The sequence below is a fragment of the Labilibaculum manganireducens genome, from assembly GCF_002843385.1.
Taxonomy (GTDB): domain Bacteria; phylum Bacteroidota; class Bacteroidia; order Bacteroidales; family Marinifilaceae; genus Labilibaculum; species Labilibaculum manganireducens.
Genome location: NZ_MVDE01000034.1, coordinates 33,146 through 54,242 on the forward strand (window position 1 = coordinate 33,146; position 21,097 = coordinate 54,242).

Genomic DNA, 21,097 nt, shown 5'->3' on the forward strand with positions numbered 1-21,097 from the left:
AATAAGAAGGACTCCTTATTAAGACTCGTTCTACTTAATTTACAATTTTTAGATGGATTTTGTTTCAAAAACTTTGGTGAAATTTAGGAACGGAGGATTTTTATTGACTAACGAAATAATAGGGTTAATAAATCCATAAAAATGATGATAAAAAGCCTTTTTTAATTGATTTATCTTACTCAAAAACAGACAAATACCTACAACTCGTTACAACGCCCAGCTAGAATTCTTTTCTTTGCGCTTTTCTTGCAGCAATAATTAGTAAATAACCCGCAATTACCGGTCCGTAAGACACAAAATAATATCCCTTCATGTCGAACCAATGGAAATAGGTTCCCAGAGTAATGATACCACCAATTATCATTAGAGTCCATCCTATCAGGCGTAATTCACGAGCCTTAAACTTCCCTTTCTTCTTCACTTCTCCCCTCAGCATCCGATCATCAATTGCGCGGACAATATCCTTGATCAAATCTTCTTCGATATTTTTTCCTGCTAATTCTTTACGGATTTGGGAAAAATCCATTCCCTCTATTTTCTTTTGGTGATACAAATCAACCAACTCTTTAAAGTTATTTTCCATAATTCAATTGTGCTATTCGTTCAACAAAACTAACTACAATTGAACACATATTCAAAACAGTACCGGTAAATCTTTCAAGCATTAAGTAAAAACCAATCATAAACACAAGAGCAATACAAACTACCACTACAATACAACTCATCACCATATAACCAGAATATATCACCATACAAAATGAACCTACTACCAAACGACTGGAACATATCACCATATAAATGGAATCCATCCTCGTATAACTGGAATCTATTATCATAGAACTTGAATTCATCACCACATAATGTGAATACAGCCCCGGTAAACTAAACCATTTAAAGAGTAAAAACGATTCCCATTAAAAAACAGGCTTCCCGAATAGGGAAGCCTGTGATGTATCTGATCAAAAATATTTGTTCTATTTATAAATTGCCTTTTTAGCAGCAAGCAAAGTATTCTGTAATAAGGAAACAATCGTCATTGGACCAACACCACCCGGGACAGGAGTTATGAAGGATGCTTTAGGAGCAACCTCATCAAACTTCACATCACCTAACAGCTTCCAGCCCGACTTTGTTTTATCAGATTTTACCCGGTGAATTCCAACGTCGATAATCACAGCACCTTCTTTCACCATATCGCCTGTTAAAAACTCTTTCATTCCCAAAGCAACTATAACGATATCCGCCTGACGGGTAATTTCCGCAATGTTCTTTGTTCGGCTGTGGCAAAGAGTAACTGTACAATCGCCATACTCGGCTTTACGCGACATTAAAACACTCATTGGAGTACCTACAATGTTGCTTCGGCCAATAACAACACAATTTTTACCTGATGTTTGAATTTTATATCTCTTCATTAGCTCAACAATACCTGCTGGCGTTGCCGGCAAATAGGTTGGCAGGCTCGACACCATTTTACCAACATTCATAGGATGAAATCCATCAACATCTTTTTCGGGACGTATGGTTTCAATCACTTTCGATTCTGAAATATGCTTAGGCAATGGCAATTGAACAATCAAACCGTCTATATCGTCATTATCATTAATCTTTCTAATTTCGGCCAATAATTCTTCCTCGGTAATATCCTCTTCGAAACGAAACTCTGAAGATTTAAAACCTACCATATGACAAGCTTTCACTTTTGCAGCCACATAAGTTTCACTGGCTCCGTCGTGTCCAACAATCATAGCAGCCAAATGAGGAGTTTTTCCACCAGCCTTTTTGATTATTTCTACTTCGGCAGCAATTTCCTGCTTCACCTCTGCTGAGATTTTTTTTCCGTCGATTAATTCCATGGTCGTATCGTTTTGCGGTATAAAAAATGCCTGACCAAGCGACCAAGCATTTCTATTTGTAAGTTTATTATCTTCGGCCTCCCATATTCCCCATCATTCGGGACATGTTTCCGCCTTTTGTCATCATTTTCATTAATTTTCGCGTTTCATCGAATTGTTTGATTAAACGATTCACGTCCTGAATGGTAGAACCACTACCATCGGCAATTCTCTTTCTTCTTGATCCGTTAATTAATGCCGGATCTTCTCTCTCTGCCGGAGTCATCGAAAATATAATTGCTTCAACACCTTTAAAAGCATCATCATCGATATCAACATTCTTAAGTGCTTTTCCAACACCAGGAATCATAGATGCCAAATCTTTCAGATTACCCATTTTCTTGATCTGCGAAATCTGAGACAGGAAATCGTTGAAGTTAAATTGGTTCTTGGCGATTTTCTTCTGAAGTTTTCTAGCTTCGTCAGCATCAAATTGATCCTGGGCACGTTCTACAAGTGAAACAATATCACCCATACCCAAAATACGATCGGCCATACGACTGGGATGGAAAACATCAAGAGCTTCCATTTTCTCTCCCGTACCAACAAATTTGATTGGTTTGTTAACAATTGAACGAATTGAAAGCGCAGCTCCACCACGTGTATCACCATCCAATTTTGTTAAAACAACACCATCAAAATCCAAACGCTCGTTAAATTCTTTGGCTGTATTCACCGCATCCTGACCGGTCATGGAATCAACAACAAACAGAATCTCGGAAGGATCAATGGCTTTTTTAACCGCCTCAATTTCCTTCATCATTTCTTCATCGATAGCCAAACGACCAGCTGTATCGACAATCACCAAATCGTTTCCGTTTGCTTTTGCCTGCTTAATAGCATCCTGAGCAATCTTAACAGGGTTCTTACTCTCAATATCCGTATATACAGGAACTCCAATTTGTTCTCCTAATACTTTCAGCTGTTCGATCGCTGCAGGACGATATACATCGCAAGCAACCAACAATGGATTCTTAGAACGTTTTGTTTTTAGAAGATTTGCCAGTTTACCTGAAAAGGTGGTTTTACCCGACCCCTGCAAACCAGCAATTAATATTACGGCAGGTTTTCCCTGAATATTTATATCAACCTGTGTACTCCCCATTAATTCAGCCAGCTCATCGTGAACAATTTTCACCATTAACTGATTTGGTTTTAATGCGGTTAGTACATTCTGTCCTAATGCTTTTTCTTTTACTGTATTGGTAAAGGACTTGGCTATACTAAAGTTTACATCGGCATCCAAAAGGGCACGTCTCACATCTTTCAATGTTTCTGCTACATTGATTTCAGTAATTTTTCCTTGCCCCTTTAATATCTGGAAGGATCTCTCAAGTCGTTCGTTAAGATTTTCAAACATTATTATACAGATTTATATTTCACTGCAAAATTAAAAAAATCTGCTTAGCGATAAAGACTATGCGATAGAAATGTCGATAATTTTATCAATGATTTTTCATTTTCGTTAGAAATAGTATTAAAACAACACTTTTAAAATAAAAAAAGAGCGAATTCCAAAAATGAAATTCGCTCTCTCAATAACAAATATATTTTTACATTCTTTCAGGAACACCAATTCCTAACAATTCCATTCCACTTTTTATAACCTGTGCAACCTGCTTAGAAAGAACCATTCGGAAGGCTCTTAATTCAACATTGTCCTCTTTAGCAATTGGAAAATCGTGATAAAACTGGTTGTATTCTTTCACCAAATCATATACGTAATTTGCAATTTGTGCAGGACTTGTTGTATCACCGGCTTCTTTAATGATAACCGGATAATTGGCAATCATTTGAATTAAATTTGATTCCTTCTCAGAAATTTCAATAGCTGTATTTGCGAATTCAGGAAATTCAATTCCTTCATCAACAGTCTTTTTCAAAACCGATTGAATACGAGCATATGTATACTGAATAAATGGTCCTGTATTTCCGTTAAAATCAATTGATTCTTTAGGATTAAACATCATATTCTTTTTAGGATCGACCTTAAGAATAAAATATTTTAATGCTCCCATAGCAACTTTATTATACACATCCTCAGCCTCTTCTGTAGAATATCCCTGAAGCTTACCCAATTCGTTTGAAGTGTCGCGGGCCGTATTTACCATTTCATCCATTAACTCATCTGCGTCAACAACAGTTCCTTCACGGGATTTCATTTTTCCTTCAGGCAATTCGACCATACCGTATGAAAGGTGCTGAATTTTATTACTCCACTCGTATCCCAGTTTACCTAAAACCAGCGACAACACCTGGAAATGATAATTTTGTTCATTACCTACAACATAAATATGCTCATCGATACTGAATTCATTGAATCGTTCGTAAGCTGTCCCAATATCCTGTGTCATATAAACAGAGGTTCCATCATCACGTAACAGTAGTTTATGATCCAATCCGTCTGCCTCAAGGTTAGCCCAAACAGAACCGGTATCTTTACGGTACAAAACTCCTTCTTCCAAGCCTCTTTCAACAATTGCTTTTCCCTGCTTATAAGTCTCCGATTCGAAATAAACCTTATCGAAATCAACCCCCATTTTTTGATAGGTAACATCGAATCCAGCTAAAACCCAGTCGTTCATCTTTCTCCATAAAGCAACAACTTCCTCGTCGCCCGCTTCCCATTTCACCAACATTTCCTGAGCTTCCAATAACAACGGAGCTTGTTTTTTAGCTTCGTCAGCATCCATTCCGTTGGCTGCTAAAGCTTCAATTTCTTTTTTGTATTCCTGATCGAATTTCACATAGTATTTTCCAACCAAATGATCTCCTTTTAAACCTGTTGATTCAGGAGTTTCCCCTTCGCCAAAACGCAACCAGGCAAGCATCGATTTGCAGATATGAATGCCACGGTCGTTCACCAAATTTACTTTGATTACTTCGTAACCATTCGCTTTTAAAATTTGAGCAACAGAATACCCCAATAAATTATTACGAATGTGCCCCAAATGCAATGGCTTATTTGTATTTGGTGAAGAATACTCGATCATCACTTTTTTAGCACCGGCCTCTAACTTTTTAAAGCCATAGTTTTCCGATTGAAAAGCAGTATTCAACACTGATATCCAATAAGAACTGTCAATAACCAAATTCAAAAATCCTTTTACAACATTAAAAGCTGTTACAGCGTCAATATTTTCCTGAAGAAAAACACCAAGATCATTGGCTGTAGCTTCCGGTGATTTTTTTGAAAAGCGCAAAAAAGGAAATACAACTACAGTTAAATCACCTTCAAATTCACGTCTTGTTTTTTGAATCTGAACTGTTTCATTATCAATTTCCTGACCATAACAACTATTTACGGCCTCTACAACCTTACCTTTTATAATGCTTTCAATACTCATCTGAAAATTCTTTATTTCGAATTCAACTATTTACAAACTATATCTCTTATCAGATCAAAAAGGTCTTTTAGCCAGTCTGGATTTCCCATGCATTAACCGCCCAAAAAGTACCCCATAATCCGAATGTGCAAAGATAATACGAATAAAATAAATAGTTCCCTACATTTAGAAAAAAGTCATTCATGACCTTGTTTATGGAATCCCTCAAATAGCCTCATCTATTTAACTTCTGATAAAGCAACATTACTTACCTTTGAAAAATTACAAAACCTTGTTTATTTTTAATTTGATATTTTCTAACTCTTTATTAAAAAAATAGAAATAAAAACAACAAAAACTTTCATTTTAAGTTATAACAGTTAATTGCACAAATTCTTAAGCCCAAAAGAATGAAAAACATTCTCCTTCTTCTATTTTCATTAATTACCGCCTTTCACGTCACAGCAACCGTCCAATCAGAAAGAATAGACTTTACAATAAAAAACGCAAATCTTGATCGCGTAATCGAAATTGCCCAATCCTACTTCAATTCAAATAATGCTGAAGCTTTAAGATTAAGCTTGCAGGCCGCTGAAAAAGCACTTGAATTTGAGAACATGAAACAATACGCGATCGCGAATGAATTATTGGGGAGAATATATTTGTATCAGGGAGAATTGAAAAATGCCGAAACCTGTATTGATATTTCTCTTGAATATTGGAAAAGCATGAGAGACACTCTGAAAATGAGTTTTTGCTATGGTTATTTAGGCGATTTAAACTATTCAACATGTAACTATGATACCGCAAAATTGTTTTATCAAAAAGGATTTGAATTAAAAAAACTAACCCAGGACAGTATTAATTTCAGTTTTAGCTACAACGCCATTGGCAATATAAAATTAGAAAACTGCAGATACGATGAAGCATTAAAAAATTACCATAAGGCATTGGAGCTAAATATACGCTTTAAGAACAATTCCGGCATTTGCTACACCCACAATGCATTGGGAAATGCTTATTTTGAAATTAATGATCTGGAATCATCAAAAAAACATTTCGAAAAAGCGCTGGAAATTGGCAAAGAAAATCATCTCGACAAAAATATTGCATATACTTTAAACCATCTGGCAAAACTGCACAACAGATTAAGCAATAGAACTACAGCCATTGATCTATACAATGAGTCGTTACAAATCAGCAAAAAACTATTATCGAAAAATGGAATAGGACTGTCTTACATGGGAATTGGCGAGGTCTATCAAACCCTCATGCAGAATGACAAAGCTTTAGAATATCTACATAAAGCACTAAAGCTTTTTGAAGAGCTTGGATCTCAAAAAAATATTGCGAATTGCTACTTAAACATTGGTATGGTTTTATATGAAATGAAAGATCACACCATCGCTCGGGAAAAGTTTCAAAAATCAATAGAAATAAACGAACAAATCGGATATTTAAAAGGCAGTGCCGATGCTTATCGAAAAATAGGGAATACCTATTACCAGGAAAAAAATTACCCTCTTAGTCTTTCCAACTACAATAAATCGCTTTCCATTCAAAGAAAAATAGGCAACTTAAAAGGAATCGCATCCTGTTATACAAATATTGGTTTAATTCATGTAAAAAGAGATAGTTTGGCGTTAGCTCTGGATGTTTTCAATAAGGCAATTGTTATTAATATGGGGATTAATAATATTGGCGGAGTCGCATCAACTTACAATAATTTGGGTGAATTATATAAGACTAAAAACAACCACAAACTGGCAATTCAATATCTGTTAAAAAGCTTTGATATAGCCTCTGAAATTGACCGGAAAACACTCATGGCTGAGTGTGCAAAAAATTTATCAGAGATTTATTCTTCGGATAAAAATTATAAACAATCCTTGCACTATCATCAATTGTATTTCGATTTGTACAACCAAATGTACAATGCACAAATGGAAAATAGAATTGGTTGGATTCAGATGCAAAACGAAAGAGAAAAACGAGTAACTCTGGAAAAAATTTTCGCCAATGAAAAATCAATCGAAAAAGAAAAATTAAATAAGCAATCCCTTATCAATTCATTTTTAATAGTAATTGTTGTTCTCATTCTGCTCTCAATAACATTAATTTACAGCCTATATCTTGCTGTAAAAAAGGCAAATAAGAAATTAACCAACGAAATTACGGTACGGAAAAAAGCAGAATTACAGCTAGAGGAGAATCATCGAAATCTTGAGAATCTCGTAAAAATACGGACGATTGAATTAATTAAAGCAAAAGAAAAAGCAGAACAATCGGATCAATTAAAATCCTCCTTTTTAGCGAATATGTCTCATGAAATTAGAACTCCAATGAATGCTATTATTGGATTTTCTAAACTGCTGACGATGACCAATTCTTCAAAAAAACAAAACCATTACACTTCAATTATTTATGAGAACGGACATGTTTTACTCACTCTTGTCAACGATATCATGGATATTTCGATGATTGAATCAAAGCAGTTGAAAATTAAAAAATCCAGTTTCAAAGTTTATCCAATGCTCGAAGAATTAAAAAGCATTTTCGATGAGCTTAAATATGCTGACAAAAAAAATCATATTGAATTTACCATTCACTACAATGATATACCTACAGATCTGACAATTACCTCCGACCGGGTTCGAATAAAACAAATTCTGATAAACCTCCTGCGAAACGCGTTAAAATTCACAAAATCGGGTCATATTGATTTTGGAGTCGAATTAATTGAAAACAAAATACGCTTCTTTATTAACGACTCAGGCATTGGTATTCCGTACGAAGATCAATCTTTAATTTATGATCGATTTAGACAGGCAAGTAATAATTCTGCAGAGCACGGAGGTACAGGTCTGGGACTAACAATTTCAAAGAGTTTGGTTGAATTACTAAATGGTAATATTTGGTTTACGTCGAAACCGAATGTAGGAAGCCAATTTTATGTCGATCTTCCTTTCCAATCAAATCCCATTAAGATAAATTCCGAAACTTCAGAAGACGGTATGGAAGCAGATTTTACCGGAAAAAAAATATTAGTAGCAGAAGATAAAAAATCAAATTTTCTTTACATTAAAGAAGTACTCCGAAAGACAAATGCAGAAGTAACCTGGACAAAAGATGGGGCTGAAACTGTTGAGCAGTTTAAATTAAATCATTTTGACTTGGTATTGATGGACATTCAATTACCAAAAATTGACGGATACGAGGTTACTAAGAAAATAAAGCTGCAAAACCCACATGTGCCCGTAATTGTTCAAACTAAATTTAACCATCAGGATGAAGAACAAAAACGTTCAGGATCTGGCTTTGATGGCTTCATAATAAAACCCTATACCGGGAGTGAACTTCTTCGTATCATATCACAGAATTTATCTTAAAATGTTCTTTCCCAACTCTCAAATGCTTGATCTCAACCATTATTATTTTTGATAAAAAAAATCTGCGCCATGAAAAAAGTAATTTTACCATTATTTATTATCATCACTCTAATAGTAAGCAGTTTTATTTTATATCCTGATGTAGAAAACAAATCTGATTATGCAATTGTAATTCATGGCGGAGCCGGAACTATACTGCGTAAAAATTTCACTCCTGAAAAGGAAACACAGTATAAAAAAGTACTTCAAGAGGCTCTCCAAATTGGTGATTCCATATTAAGAAATGGCGGAAGCAGCCTTGATGCGGTTGAAAAAACAATTCGTATCCTGGAAAACTCGCCCCTGTTTAATGCTGGTAAAGGTGCAGTATTTACCAATTCCGGAAAGAACGAACTTGATGCCTCAATTATGTGGGGAAAAGATTTAAACGCAGGAGCAGTAGCTGGCGTTGATGATATAAAAAATCCTATTAGCGCAGCCAGAGAAGTCATGGAAAATTCAGAGCATGTAATGCTGAGCGGCCACGGCGCTTCTGAATTTGCTAAAATGCAAGGTCTGGAAATAGTTGACCAGAGTTATTTTTTCACACAAAACAGATGGGATCACCTGCAGGAGATCCTTAAAAAAGAGAAAGAAATGACTCCGGAAGATCGTCACGGTACAGTTGGATGCGTAGCTTTGGATAAAGATGGAAATCTGGCGGCCGGAACGTCTACGGGAGGTATGACAAATAAGCGTTTCGGGCGTATAGGAGACTCTCCTATTATTGGTGCAGGTACTTATGCCAACAATGCAAGCTGTGCAATTTCATGCACTGGTCACGGCGAATTTTTTATCCGATTAGGTGTTGCTAAAGATATTTCATCCATGATGGAATACCAAAATATTAGTTTGGAAGAGGCCAGCAACAAAGTTATTGATAAATTGACTAAAATTGGAGGAACCGGTGGAATAATCGGCCTTGATAAAAACGGCAATATTGTAATGAAAATGAATACAGATGGTATGTACAGAGCTTATTCCAATTCAAAAGGGGAAACTGAGGTATTGATCTATAAATGAGAATAATTTATTTTGCAAAATGAATATTTCAAGCTAAATTAAACTTAGTCAACAATCACACAAAAAAAATTAAGCTATGAAGATAAACCTTAACGGAAAATGGAAAAATCAGTACAATTCAGAAATGGATCTAACTGTTACAGAAAATCTTGTAAGCGGAACATTTCAAACTGCAATAGGGCAACCCAAATTCGAAGAGAAATTTGAAATTACAGGAAAAATCAATGCTAATGTGATTGCATTTATGGTAGATTTTGAAAAGTACGGATCTTTGGCTTGTTGGACAGGTCGTTTTGAACTGGACGAATCCGGACCTGTAATTCACACCATGTGGCATTTGTCACAAAGTGAAGGTGGTGAAGAAGAACAGCTTGCCAAAGCAATTCTTACAGGAGTGGGAACTTTCAGAAAACCATAGGTATAAATTAAGAGAGTGTCCGAAAAGTAAAGTTTCCCTTGGAAATGTCATGTTGAGCGAAGTCGAAACATCTGTTATTCAAACATAAAGATTCTTCGGCAAGCTCAGAATGACAATAAAATTGAACTTTTCGGACACCCTCTTATTCATGTATCTTAATTAGACTGCAACATCTAAATTATCAATTTTACCAAGTAAGTCATGTGTTGAATCTAACAAATCATCGTATATGGATTTATAATGATTCTTGATTTCTTTTGCAGTTTTACCACTTAATTTTTGATTAATACGGGCAATATATTCATTTCGTGACGCAGCCGCCTCATTCATGATAACATACACGTCTTCTGAATTTTCACGTCCAAAGAAATTCAAATGAATGATACCTCTCATTAATATCTCGTTTGTTAGGAAATTTATGTCTTTTTTAAAATTTCTTCTGCTTGCCATAATTAAAATTTTAGATTTTGATGATTGCTAAATTACTAAAAATACCAAGAGTATGCATTCCAAAATTTATAATTCACACACATATTTTATAATCTTTAAATCATTGCAATTGGTGAGTAAAAAAAGTTTATTTGTAGTTGTAAATCTACATTAAGAACAGAGGTTGTTGATTATGAGCGAGTGTTTCCATTATATTTTTCTGAAAAATGAAAAAGCAAAACCTGCTAAAGATTTTAATGATAAAATCTTTTTGCGGGGAATAAGCCTGTATGAAGTTATTCGGGTCGTTTCCGGGAGAGCTTTATTTCTTGAAACACATTTTCAACGATTAACAAATTCAGCGGCTTGCCTTGAACAGAACCTTTGGTTAAACCTGCATCAAATTAAAGAAAGTATTTCCAATTTAATTGCATTGAACGATTCCCAAAACGGCAATATCAAATTAGTATTTCATATCGACGGTGAAAATAAAACTTTTCTTGCCTATTTTATTCAGCATTATTATCCCAACGAAGATCAGTATAAAAATGGTGTTAGAACTCTTGTTCATCAGGCTGACCGACCAAAACCAAATGCTAAAGTATACAACCACTCCCTTCGTTCTACAACCAATGATTTAATTAAAGAAGCTGAAATTTTTGAAGTACTGCTCCTAAACTCTATGGGAAACATTACTGAAGGGAGCAGATCTAATCTTTTTTTTATTAAGAACAATGAGTTGCACACTGCTTTAGATACAGATGTTTTACACGGAATTATTCGTAGTAAAGTAATTGAAGCTGCTGAAGAACTTAAAATTCCTATTCAAAAACACTCTATTCAATATGATGATTTACCAAGTTTTGAGGCTGCCTTTTTAACTGGCACATCGTTACAGATTTTACCAATAAAAAGAATCAATTCAATTAGTTACTCAAGCTCCCATGAGATTATTGGCAGGTTATCTGAAGTTCTTCGTACTAAAATCAGTGAATATTTAAAGTAAATATCCTATTGTTTAGGAAATCCTATCACCACTTTAGTTCCACTTGGAAATCCTTTTTCATCTGTCAAGTCTTCAATAAAATATTCATATACCCGACCATTATTCAGAACTTTATTCAATAATTTAATTCTATCCTGTGTAATAATCATTGTTTTATGATGGACTTTAATATTCGAATCCTCGTGCAGGTCTTTGGCCTTTTTGCGCCCGACACCATTATCTTTAATAATACATTTTAAATAACCATCCTGTTCAATCTCAAAATTCACATCAAGATTTCCCTTTGTCTCCGATGCTGCAAACCCATATCTTATTGCATTTTCCAAAAATGGTTGTATCAGCATTGGCGGCAATTTAGACTTAAAAGGATTAATTGCTGTATTTACACTTATTTTGTATGAAAATTTATTAGAAAAACGCATTTGCTCCAACTTCAAATAAAGTTGTAAATAATCAATTTCATCCGATAAAGAAATAAAATCCTTATTTGCACTTTCAATCTTCTTTCGCAGCACATTCGAAAAATCTGAAAGATATTCCAGAGCACTCTCTTTTTGCTCTTCCAAAATATAACTCTGTATTGAATTTAAAGAATTAAAAATAAAATGCGGATCCAACTGGTTTTGTAACGATTTCATTTTCAATCCTATAACTCTATTCAATTGTTTAATCCTTGTCTTTTCTCTTTTTCTAATAAAATACGTATAACCCCACATGGCGACATAAACAAGTCCTCCAAAAATCAAGCTCAACAATATAATGAACCACCACATTTTCCACCACGGAGTCTTTACAATAATATCAAAAGAAAAAGGAATAATAACACCTTCGCTTAAGTGTTTTCCTTCCACTTTTAGTGTGTAATTACCACTTGGCAAATGAGAAAATACAGCATCTGAGGAAGGACTCCAATTTGACCATTTCTCATCAAATCCATCTAATAAATATCTAAACCTAACATTCGATATATTCTGGCAAAAATCTATTCCAAACGTAAAAGCTAAATCATTCTCATCATAATTTAACTCAATTGGTGAAATTGGTGAATTAGTCCATTCATCTGCCTGTGAACTATCAGGCATCCAATCTTCACCATGGATCCTAATTGAAGTAAGACTAATTTTATCCTCAAAATGCTTTCTTTTGCCAGTATTTGTCTCTATTTTTAATAGTTTATTCTTTGTCTTTAGCCAAATATCCTGATTCTTATCAATAACTGACTGTTCTCCGGTTTGGTCTAAATACCCATCTTTCGAGTTCCAGAATTTAAATTTTAAATTTGAATTTTTCAGCCATGAATTGTACTCAAAACGATGTACCCCCAGATTCGTTCCGCACCACAATGAGCCATCCTTTAAATATTGGATTCCTTGAATTGATGTCCCTACTAATCCATCCAAATCTGTAATGGAGTCAATAACAACTAAGCTATTCGATTTACTTTTCATTTTGTAAATCAAACCATTATTTCCACCGGCAATTATGGTAGAATCCGGCAATACCAGTATGTCATTTAATACATTGTGAATATTTGAATTCTTTCTGTTAAAAATCCTAAATTCATTATTCTTAAATTGAATAATACCTTTCTGTCGGGTTGAGATCCATATCGAAGAATTCTTCGCAACCATTTTACTAACACCAATGCCGGCCGACTTCGGAAATTTCAATATTGGTTTTTGTGAATCCCATCCGCTTTTAGAATAAAACTTAAATTGATTCTGCCAGAAACAAAGTAAATCGTCATCTTCTGTAAACACAAAATTCTCAGCTGGAGTAATTCCAATATATTTTAATTGACAGCTATTTGTGCTAAAGGTGTAAAAACCTCTGTTTGTTGATATCCAAACCAGTTCGTGCTTGTCTGTACCTAATTTATAAATCGAGAAATCTTTAGGACACTTAAATTCCCTGCTAGCCAGAGAACAGAAATCTTTAACCAATAACCGGTGTTGAACCTGAGAATTTTTAAGGATACTAATTTCATTTTTGCTTGCCACAATTATATTTCCTCTGCAATCACAAATCAAATCCTGCAAAAGAGTATTTTTAAATCCCAACAGATCAGAATCCAGGTAGGTAAACTTTGAATTTTGCAATTGAATTAAACCGTGGTTATGCGTGCCAATCCATAAATCATCGTATCCTTTTCTTAAAAAAATAGAATGAATAACGTACTCATCCAACATTTTCTCTGCAGATAAATCTGATAATAAATCACCACAAAGTCTTATCAATTTTTGTTTCTGTATCTCTTTTTCAAAATATCTCAACAAATAAAAGTCTTGGGTTTCATTCCCTTCAGCTTCAATAACATCACAAACTAATTTCTTTTTTGTTTTCGTGTTAAGAGTAAACGGTTTACCCGATTCCAGAAGATTCTTTAGCTCAATACTATTGTTTTGATAACCAATTTCAACTACAGGTAAATTTGGTTCGGTATGGTATTCCCGAACCTTTCCCGATTCCATTTCAAATTCAACATTCTCTTTTTGAGAGGCACTGTTCGCAACCAATTTATTTTGAAATTGTCGAATCTTAAAAACTGGCTTTTTCCATAAATTACCGACATGTTTCAATTTGGAGTTTTGCTCTTTGTATACAAATACCCCTTCTGATGATCCAAGAATTAGATGATCACTTGCAGCGTTTTTCACAAGACACGCAATACCGCTCTCTTCTGCTACGGAATCCAACTGAAAAATTGAAAGTTTCTTACCATCAAATTTACAAAGACCAACACCTTGTGCCGAAAACCATAAATTCCCTTTTTCGTCTTCACAAATTGAGTTAATTCTTTCTCCCTGCAGTCTTGAAAGTTCTTTCCGAAACTTAATCTCTTCACCAATAAATTCAAACAGTCCTGCATCCGTAGCAAGCCAAACCAACCCTCTTGAATCTTCGAAAATATCAAAAACAATATTACTGGGAAGTCCATCAGCCATTGAAAAGTTCCTTGTTGATTGCAAATATGCTTTTACACACATTGGCATCCCAACAAAAAATAATATGATCAAAAATAATACTCTTCGGATAAAAATCATTCTGCAATAATAGTAAATAAGAATAAATTAAAAATGTGTCAAATGTGCCAAATGCGTCAAGTGTTATTAACAACTACTTATTTACTGAAAAATTGCATTAACATACTCGAATAATTACTGCTCAGTATACTTTATCCACATCAAAATCAAGCCAAAGCATAAGTTTGCTTATTTACGATGATTCTGAATTACAAATAACAAGCATGATTTCACAAGAATTAAAGTCAAAAGATTAACAATTTTCAATTTGTTTCGTATTTAATTTATGATTTTAAAACATAAAAAGGCTCAATTTTAAATTGAATTTGTAAACCATTCATATAATTTCACTTCTTTTGTTCTCTTAATTACCAATTGAGAAAAATTATTTTATGAAATATACTTTTACTGCAACAAATTTAGCGAAGCTTAGCGAAGAGTATTCTGAGAATCAAAATTTTGTTCTTAATACACTCCCACGGTTAAAAATTCTTCATGCAATAAAAAAAGACCTAAATACCATTACTAATTTGGAATGGAACATAGAATACAGTCCTGTAAATATGAACATGAACCGTGTAACAATCCACTATAAAAATCAAACATATAAAGATTTCAATTTTTTTTATGAGATTCCGCTTTCCTTAAATTTTGAACTACGGGTCTATCTTTCCAACTCATCCATCCATTTTATTGATTTGTACAATTTTCTTCTTGAAAAGGAAATCCTTGCCAAAGATCAATTTTCGATAAAAGCGGCTTATCATACTATTCCACATTTCATAATCAACAAAAAAACCAAGCGTTACGACATAAGTATCATCAATAAATATTCTTACACAAATGAGTTTAATAAAAACTTAATTGATGAAAATGTGAAGAATGATATTCAATCCGGATTTGAAATATTTAATCCGGTTTTTGACCAAATAATAGAACAATTCAAAATTTGAGTTAATTTTAGAATATGAATTTAAGGCCTTTAAAGCAGAAGCAAAATAATCTTAGTATTAGTAGAGCCTACTTTTTACTATTTCTTGTCTTAACGGTAAGCTTTCTTGTTGGAATAGGAGGCATTTGGATCTATAAAGAAGTCTCAAAATTCGCAATTGAATCAGAAGCACTTAGAATTAAATCCATCGCTCAACAAAAAAAATCGCTGATAAGCAAAACCGAAGAGTGTACTAATTTTATCAATTATCAGAATACTCAGGCCGAAAACAGAATTAAAAACAGACTTAAAAACTTTGTTAATCAAGCACATGCTATTGCATCGAACATTTACAGACAAAACAAAGGAAAAATCCCTGATCAGGAAATAAAACGCAGAATTAAGCAAGCTATTTCCCCCATGCGTTTCTCGAATAATAAAGGATACGTTTTTATTAACACCTTGGCTGGAAAAGGTATTCTATATCCTTTATCAAAAGAAAAGGAAGGACAGAATTTAATTGATTTTCAAGATCTTAACAAAAACTATCTCATTAAGAATGAAATCAACTTAATGATGTTTCAAGATGAAGCTTACACTAAATATGAAAATCCGAATAAAATAAAAAACAAATACAATGCTTACACAAAGGTATCATATATCAAGAAGTTCATACCTTACAATTGGTACTTTGGGAGCTTCTCCTTTTTAGATGACCTGCAGGATGAAAATCAAAAAGAAGCGTTAAATAGAATTAGTCAAATCAGCCTTGCAGATAATAATTCCTTCTTTGTATATAAAAAAGACGGAACCTGTCTGCTTCATAATAATACTGAAAGTATTGGGAAAAACTACCGAGACTATAAAAATGCTCTTCGTAGAAATAATGTTGAAAATCTTTTATCACACGCAGAGTTAAAAAAGGAAGGTTTTATCGAATATGAAGATCCTTATTCGAATCGAGGCAGAAAGGTCTCGTACATTGTAACAATTGAAGATTGGGATTGGATAATTGGAGCAGGTATATATACAAGAGACATTGACGCAAACATTCAAACAGCTCATATTGAATTGCGGAAAACGGTTTTAAATTATATCTATCAGATTATTATTTTGATTGGAATTACCATTCTAATCTTCTATTTTACTTCGAAATTTATTTCAAAGAAGATGAATCGAAACTTCGTTTCATTCAATAATTTTTTCCGTAAAGCATCCACTCAATCCATTAAAATTAATCCTGATGAATTATATTTTCCGGAATTTCGGGATATGTCGAAAACAATTAACAGAATGATTGACATTCGTAGTCAGAAGGAAAAAGAATTAGAAATTGCTAAGGAACGTGCAGAGGAATCTGATCGTTTAAAATCTTCCTTTCTTGCCAACATGTCTCATGAGATACGGACTCCTATGAATGCAATTATTGGATTCTCTGAGTTATTACAAGAAGATGATATACCTTACGACACCAGAAGACAATTTTTCAGTCACATAAAAAACAGTGGAAACGCCTTACTAAATTTAATTAATGATATAATCGATTTTTCCAAAATTGAATCGGGTGAGCTTAAAATTTCAAGAACTATTTTTAATTTGAATCAGCTTTTTGATGAATTGCATCAAACTTTCGAAAAAATTAAAACGGGCAAAGGGAAAGATCATATTGATCTTCAATTCCTAAAAGGCTTAAATAACGAACAATCTGTTATTTACACTGACCCTTTTCGCTTAAGACAAATTATTACAAATCTCGTTGAAAATTCGTTAAAGTTCACCGAAAAAGGCAGTGTTATAGTTTCGTATCAATTAAATGGGGGTGAAATAATCTTTTCGATAAAAGATACTGGAATTGGAATATCTAAAGACAAGCAAGATGTTATTTTTAATCAATTTAGACAAGCAGATGATTCCCATGCTAGAAAATATGGCGGAACTGGTCTGGGACTTTCCATATCAAAAAAACTGGCAAAACTTTTGAATGGTAAAATGTGGCTGGAATCTACCTTAAATGTTGGAAGCAGCTTTTTCATCAGTATCCCTTATCAGAAAAAAAAGTCTTCTGCAGTAAATTCAACATCAAATGAGGATTCTGATTTCAATAAAAAATTAGCCGGGAAAAAGATTCTGATCGTGGATGATTATAAGGTGAATCTCACCCTCTTGGAAAAAATGCTTAAAACGACAGGAGCTGAACTCATCATTGCTCAAAATGGAAAGATAGCCGTTGATTATTGCATGAATAACCATTTTGATTTGATTCTATTAGACCTGCAAATGCCAAATTTAAATGGCTACGACACATTTAAACTAATTAAAAAAGATAGCCCAAACACAAAAATAATTGCTCAGACAGCCTATACCTTAGCCAATGAAGAAGAACAGGTTCTTAAGTCGGGATTTGATGGCTTTATTACCAAACCAATTATCAAGCAGGAATTAATTGAAATTATCCACAGGATGATTTAATGAAAGTCTAGAATTTCGGACACTTAATTCGACCAATTTGTCTTCGGCGCCTAAGATTTTTTTCCATAGAACCTGACGATCTGTTTTTAAACCTCATTAAAAAAGAAATTTCGTGAGCTCCTGTGTTTGTGTGTATTAATTTAGAAACCGTTTTATCATAACTATATGAAACCTGCCACCAATCACGAATAATTCCTAATTGCAGGATTATTGCATCGTATTCCAACTCCAAATTATCTCTGTACCACATTCCGTAAATAACAGAACCTTTTGAGAGATATAAGCCGTAATTTAGCTGTCGGTTAGCTCCTTGTTGTTGAAGTAAAAAATTAGGAGCTAAACTAAAATCAGCTCGATGCAAACCATTTCGGAAAACCGGCACGTTAACACCACAATGTAAAGTGTATTTTCTTGGCAACTTAGAATAGTCACTTTCATTTTTAAAAGTTTCGTCTGGTTCTGTTACATGATGAGCAGCAAACCCAATAAACCAATTTTTAAAGGAAGCGATCATTCCGGTTGAAAAATCGAAATAATTCCTGCTTAAGTGATCAATAGCCCCTTCTCCTGTAAAAGGATTTATCAAGCCATTGATATAAAATTCATCAGTCTGGTCCGGATAAGTAAAATTGGTGTCATCCAACTTTCGTTGAATAAATGAAACCTGAAAGCCTGTTTTTATCAACAAATCACGGGACACCCGAAGTGTGTAGGAATACATCCCACTTGCCGTTGTGGTACTAATTGTTCCATCGCCTTGTTCATCCTGCATAATCTGAAGTCCAAAACCACCGCCAAGCGCATTTACATATTGGTCGTAAGCTACGCTGTAGCTTATGTAAGCTGAGTTTAACTCAGGCCACTGATTTCTGTATCCAAATGAAATTCTGGGATCGAAATCGGAACCGGCAAATGCCGGATTCAAATAAATTTTATTCGCATAGAACTGAGAGAACTCTACATCTTGTGAAAACAGATTTAAAGAATTCAATAGTAGTATAATAACACTTACTATTTTCAGTTTGTTTCTCATTATCTAAATAAGGTTACGGTACCGTGAGCCCGTTCTTTTCCACCATAAAAAATCATCCAAACATATACGCCAATTTCGGATTCTTCTCCTTTATAGGTTCCGTTCCAGCCATCGTATTTCAACTCATTATTACTGACGACATCTTTTCGCAACTCGAAAACCTGCTCACCCCATCGTGAATAAATATACAATTCAAAATCGGTAACTACACCTTTAAAAACAGGATAAAATATCTCATTTGGGCCTTTCCCGTTTGGTGTAAAAACATTTGGAACAACCATTTTAGGTTGTAACAATTTCACTGCCGCTGCTGATTGTGCAACACAACCAAAATCATTCATTACCTGAACAGAATAGTCGCCGGGTTCTTCAACCTCAATACTTCTCCAATCTGATCCTGTGCTCCAATAGTAAGAAGAATAACCCGCACCAGCATCTATCGTAACAGTCTGACCTTTGTAAAAGCTTAAGGTATCTGCAGCCAAACTTAACTCAGGACTAGGATAAACCTCTACATGCAAGGTATCTGTGCCCATTATACCGTATACATCCCAAACACTTACGATATAATTGCCCGATTGGTTCACATTAATTGTTCTTGTTGTTTCACCGGTACTCCATTGATACCTTTCCCAGTGCCCTGGATCCAGCATAAGAGAGGTTCCCTGACAAATACCGGCATTTCCCCCCAAATTTATATTTGGAACAGGATTTACAGCTACTTTCACTTTCCCATTACCTCTGCAACCGTTCATATCTACAACATTCACAGCGTACTCTCCGTCTCGGTCCACTTTTAAAAATTGTGAGCTTTCCTGATTGTTCCACTCATACTGAACATATCCACTGCCTGCATCAAGTAAAAGAGTAGTTCCTTCAGCAATTGTAGTATCGCGACCCAAATAAACATTCGGATTATCGTGAACAAATATTCGAATTTCATCATTCCCCACGCAACCAAAATCATCAGTAGCTTTCAATGTAAATTCCCCCTCTTCGTATACATAAATTTCTTTTGTTTGTCCGCCGGGAGTCCATTCTAAATGATATCCATCAGGTGCTTCAATAATCAACTCTTCACCTGCACAAATAAACAAATCAGGCCCCAGATCAACTATAGGAAGATCATGAAAAACTACATTTACAGAATCGTAACCAATACATCCATTCAAATCTCGAACCTCAACAGAATAAACACCACTGGTATAGGCCAATCTTGTCTGAGTTGTAATTCCATCATTCCATGAAAAGCTTTCGCCATCACCTATATCCAACATCACAGATTCTCCATAACACATATCAATCTGATTTGGAAGAGAATTAATTGGCAGATGAATTATTTCAACATGAACACTATCGGAGCCAAAACATCCATTCTCATTTATAATATTTAAAGTGTACCATCCGGTATCCCCTGCCTTAATTGAATAATTTGTTTCGCCCACTAGCTGAGAACCATCCTTATTCCATTGATACGAATATCCTGTTTGAACAGGACCTTCTATATATGTTGAATCTCCATAACAAACCAAATTTGTTGAGTAAGATAAAGTAAAATCAAAAGCCGGGTAAAAATTTACTGTAACACTATCTGTTGCAACACATCCGTTCGCATCTGTAAAATCAACAAAGTAATTATTTGGATCAGATACTGTAATTGTTTGAGTCGTTTCACCGGTATTCCACAAATAACTGCCAATTTGAGTTCCCGCATCAAGAACTACAAAATCTCCATCGCAATGTGTTTGATCTGCTCCCAAATTAACTGTTGGGTTCGAATGTATTGTTGCATTAGCATCGTCTGTTGCAGAACAGCCGTTCACATCAGTTATTGTTACTGAATAATTGCCACTCGCTGAAACTGTGATTGTCTGTGTTGTTTCACCGGTACTCCATAAATAGGTTGATCCTGCGTTGCCGGCGTCAAAAGTGATCGTATTTCCTGAGCAAGTCTGCTGGTCTGCTCCTAAATCAACAACTGGATTCGGATGTATTGTTGCATTGGCATCATCTGTTGCGGAACAGCCGTTGGCATCAATTACTGTTACGCTGTAATTTCCACTCGCCGAAACTGTGATTGTCTGTGTTGTTTCGCCGGTACTCCATAAATAAGTTG

15 protein-coding genes are annotated in these 21,097 nt (G+C 34.5%); 6 read left to right on the plus strand and 9 right to left on the minus strand.

Annotation, left to right across the window (positions count from 1 at the left end):
• Positions 1-220: 220 nt before the first annotated feature.
• The 5 genes from BZG01_RS17270 to argS form a co-directional block, all read right to left on the minus strand.
• Positions 221-583 carry a hypothetical protein gene (locus BZG01_RS17270; protein WP_101311091.1) on the minus strand — a complete coding sequence of 121 codons (363 nt, stop codon included), beginning with the start codon at positions 581-583 and terminating at the stop codon, positions 221-223.
• Entirely contained in the window at positions 573-836 is a 264-nt protein-coding gene (locus BZG01_RS21445) for a hypothetical protein (RefSeq protein WP_143470931.1), read from the minus strand. Before BZG01_RS21445 ends, BZG01_RS17270 begins: the two co-directional genes overlap by 11 nt.
• A 138-nt stretch (positions 837-974) precedes the next feature.
• Positions 975-1,856, minus strand: a complete 882-nt coding sequence (locus BZG01_RS17275; protein ID WP_101311092.1) for a bifunctional 5,10-methylenetetrahydrofolate dehydrogenase/5,10-methenyltetrahydrofolate cyclohydrolase — start codon at positions 1,854-1,856, stop codon at positions 975-977.
• Between the two features lie 67 nt (positions 1,857-1,923).
• The gene (ffh, locus tag BZG01_RS17280) at positions 1,924-3,255 is read right to left on the minus strand and encodes a signal recognition particle protein (RefSeq protein ID WP_101311093.1); all 1,332 of its coding nucleotides are present in this window, start codon (positions 3,253-3,255) and stop codon (positions 1,924-1,926) included.
• 193 nt (positions 3,256-3,448) lie between these two features.
• Entirely contained in the window at positions 3,449-5,242 is a 1,794-nt protein-coding gene (argS, locus tag BZG01_RS17285) for an arginine--tRNA ligase (protein WP_101311094.1), read from the minus strand.
• Between the two features lie 389 nt (positions 5,243-5,631).
• Here argS and BZG01_RS17290 point away from each other — a divergent pair, with 389 nt between their 5' ends.
• From BZG01_RS17290 to BZG01_RS17300, 3 genes are all read left to right on the plus strand, one after another.
• Positions 5,632-8,610, plus strand: coding sequence for a tetratricopeptide repeat protein (locus BZG01_RS17290; RefSeq protein WP_101311095.1), 2,979 nt, complete (start codon positions 5,632-5,634; stop codon positions 8,608-8,610).
• Between the two features lie 69 nt (positions 8,611-8,679).
• Positions 8,680-9,672 carry an isoaspartyl peptidase/L-asparaginase family protein gene (locus BZG01_RS17295; RefSeq protein ID WP_101311096.1) on the plus strand — a complete coding sequence of 331 codons (993 nt, stop codon included), beginning with the start codon at positions 8,680-8,682 and terminating at the stop codon, positions 9,670-9,672.
• A 76-nt stretch (positions 9,673-9,748) separates the two neighbouring features.
• Positions 9,749-10,090, plus strand: a complete 342-nt coding sequence (locus tag BZG01_RS17300) for an avidin/streptavidin family protein (protein ID WP_101311097.1) — start codon at positions 9,749-9,751, stop codon at positions 10,088-10,090.
• Between the two features lie 159 nt (positions 10,091-10,249).
• Here BZG01_RS17300 and BZG01_RS17305 read toward each other — a convergent pair whose 3' ends face one another.
• Positions 10,250-10,540 carry a hypothetical protein gene (locus BZG01_RS17305; RefSeq protein WP_101311098.1) on the minus strand — a complete coding sequence of 97 codons (291 nt, stop codon included), beginning with the start codon at positions 10,538-10,540 and terminating at the stop codon, positions 10,250-10,252.
• 172 nt (positions 10,541-10,712) lie between these two features.
• Here BZG01_RS17305 and BZG01_RS17310 point away from each other — a divergent pair, with 172 nt between their 5' ends.
• Positions 10,713-11,525, plus strand: a complete 813-nt coding sequence (locus BZG01_RS17310; RefSeq protein WP_101311099.1) for an aminotransferase class IV — start codon at positions 10,713-10,715, stop codon at positions 11,523-11,525.
• 5 nt (positions 11,526-11,530) lie between these two features.
• Here the strand turns inward: BZG01_RS17310 and BZG01_RS17315 are convergent, their stop codons facing one another.
• The gene (locus BZG01_RS17315; protein WP_180327374.1) at positions 11,531-14,470 is read right to left on the minus strand and encodes a sensor histidine kinase; all 2,940 of its coding nucleotides are present in this window, start codon (positions 14,468-14,470) and stop codon (positions 11,531-11,533) included.
• 470 nt (positions 14,471-14,940) lie between these two features.
• On the opposite strand from BZG01_RS17315, the gene BZG01_RS17320 reads away from it, so the two are divergent.
• Both BZG01_RS17320 and BZG01_RS17325 read left to right on the plus strand, forming a co-directional pair.
• Positions 14,941-15,501 carry a hypothetical protein gene (locus BZG01_RS17320; protein ID WP_101311101.1) on the plus strand — a complete coding sequence of 187 codons (561 nt, stop codon included), beginning with the start codon at positions 14,941-14,943 and terminating at the stop codon, positions 15,499-15,501.
• Between the two features lie 14 nt (positions 15,502-15,515).
• Entirely contained in the window at positions 15,516-17,948 is a 2,433-nt protein-coding gene (locus BZG01_RS17325) for a cache domain-containing protein (RefSeq protein ID WP_101311102.1), read from the plus strand.
• A 7-nt stretch (positions 17,949-17,955) separates the two neighbouring features.
• Here BZG01_RS17325 and BZG01_RS17330 read toward each other — a convergent pair whose 3' ends face one another.
• Positions 17,956-18,981, minus strand: a complete 1,026-nt coding sequence (locus BZG01_RS17330; protein ID WP_101311103.1) for a PorP/SprF family type IX secretion system membrane protein — start codon at positions 18,979-18,981, stop codon at positions 17,956-17,958.
• The coding region (locus BZG01_RS17335; RefSeq protein ID WP_143470932.1) for a T9SS type B sorting domain-containing protein at positions 18,981-21,097 on the minus strand (2,117 nt) is incomplete at its 5' end. The genes BZG01_RS17330 and BZG01_RS17335, both read right to left, overlap by 1 nt.

What these genes read in the sequence shown, in the direction of transcription:
- BZG01_RS17270 (WP_101311091.1), bottom strand. Translation starts at nt 583, where the DNA reads ATGGAAAATAACTTTAAAGAGTTGGTTGATTTGTATCACCAAAAGAAA.
- BZG01_RS21445 (WP_143470931.1), bottom strand. Translation starts at nt 836, where the DNA reads ATGATAATAGATTCCAGTTATACGAGGATGGATTCCATTTATATGGTG.
- BZG01_RS17275 (WP_101311092.1), bottom strand. Translation starts at nt 1,856, where the DNA reads ATGGAATTAATCGACGGAAAAAAAATCTCAGCAGAGGTGAAGCAGGAA.
- ffh (WP_101311093.1), bottom strand. Translation starts at nt 3,255, where the DNA reads ATGTTTGAAAATCTTAACGAACGACTTGAGAGATCCTTCCAGATATTA.
- argS (WP_101311094.1), bottom strand. Translation starts at nt 5,242, where the DNA reads ATGAGTATTGAAAGCATTATAAAAGGTAAGGTTGTAGAGGCCGTAAAT.
- BZG01_RS17290 (WP_101311095.1), top strand. Translation starts at nt 5,632, where the DNA reads ATGAAAAACATTCTCCTTCTTCTATTTTCATTAATTACCGCCTTTCAC.
- BZG01_RS17295 (WP_101311096.1), top strand. Translation starts at nt 8,680, where the DNA reads ATGAAAAAAGTAATTTTACCATTATTTATTATCATCACTCTAATAGTA.
- BZG01_RS17300 (WP_101311097.1), top strand. Translation starts at nt 9,749, where the DNA reads ATGAAGATAAACCTTAACGGAAAATGGAAAAATCAGTACAATTCAGAA.
- BZG01_RS17305 (WP_101311098.1), bottom strand. Translation starts at nt 10,540, where the DNA reads ATGGCAAGCAGAAGAAATTTTAAAAAAGACATAAATTTCCTAACAAAC.
- BZG01_RS17310 (WP_101311099.1), top strand. Translation starts at nt 10,713, where the DNA reads ATGAGCGAGTGTTTCCATTATATTTTTCTGAAAAATGAAAAAGCAAAA.
- BZG01_RS17315 (WP_180327374.1), bottom strand. Translation starts at nt 14,470, where the DNA reads ATGGCTGATGGACTTCCCAGTAATATTGTTTTTGATATTTTCGAAGAT.
- BZG01_RS17320 (WP_101311101.1), top strand. Translation starts at nt 14,941, where the DNA reads ATGAAATATACTTTTACTGCAACAAATTTAGCGAAGCTTAGCGAAGAG.
- BZG01_RS17325 (WP_101311102.1), top strand. Translation starts at nt 15,516, where the DNA reads ATGAATTTAAGGCCTTTAAAGCAGAAGCAAAATAATCTTAGTATTAGT.
- BZG01_RS17330 (WP_101311103.1), bottom strand. Translation starts at nt 18,981, where the DNA reads ATGAGAAACAAACTGAAAATAGTAAGTGTTATTATACTACTATTGAAT.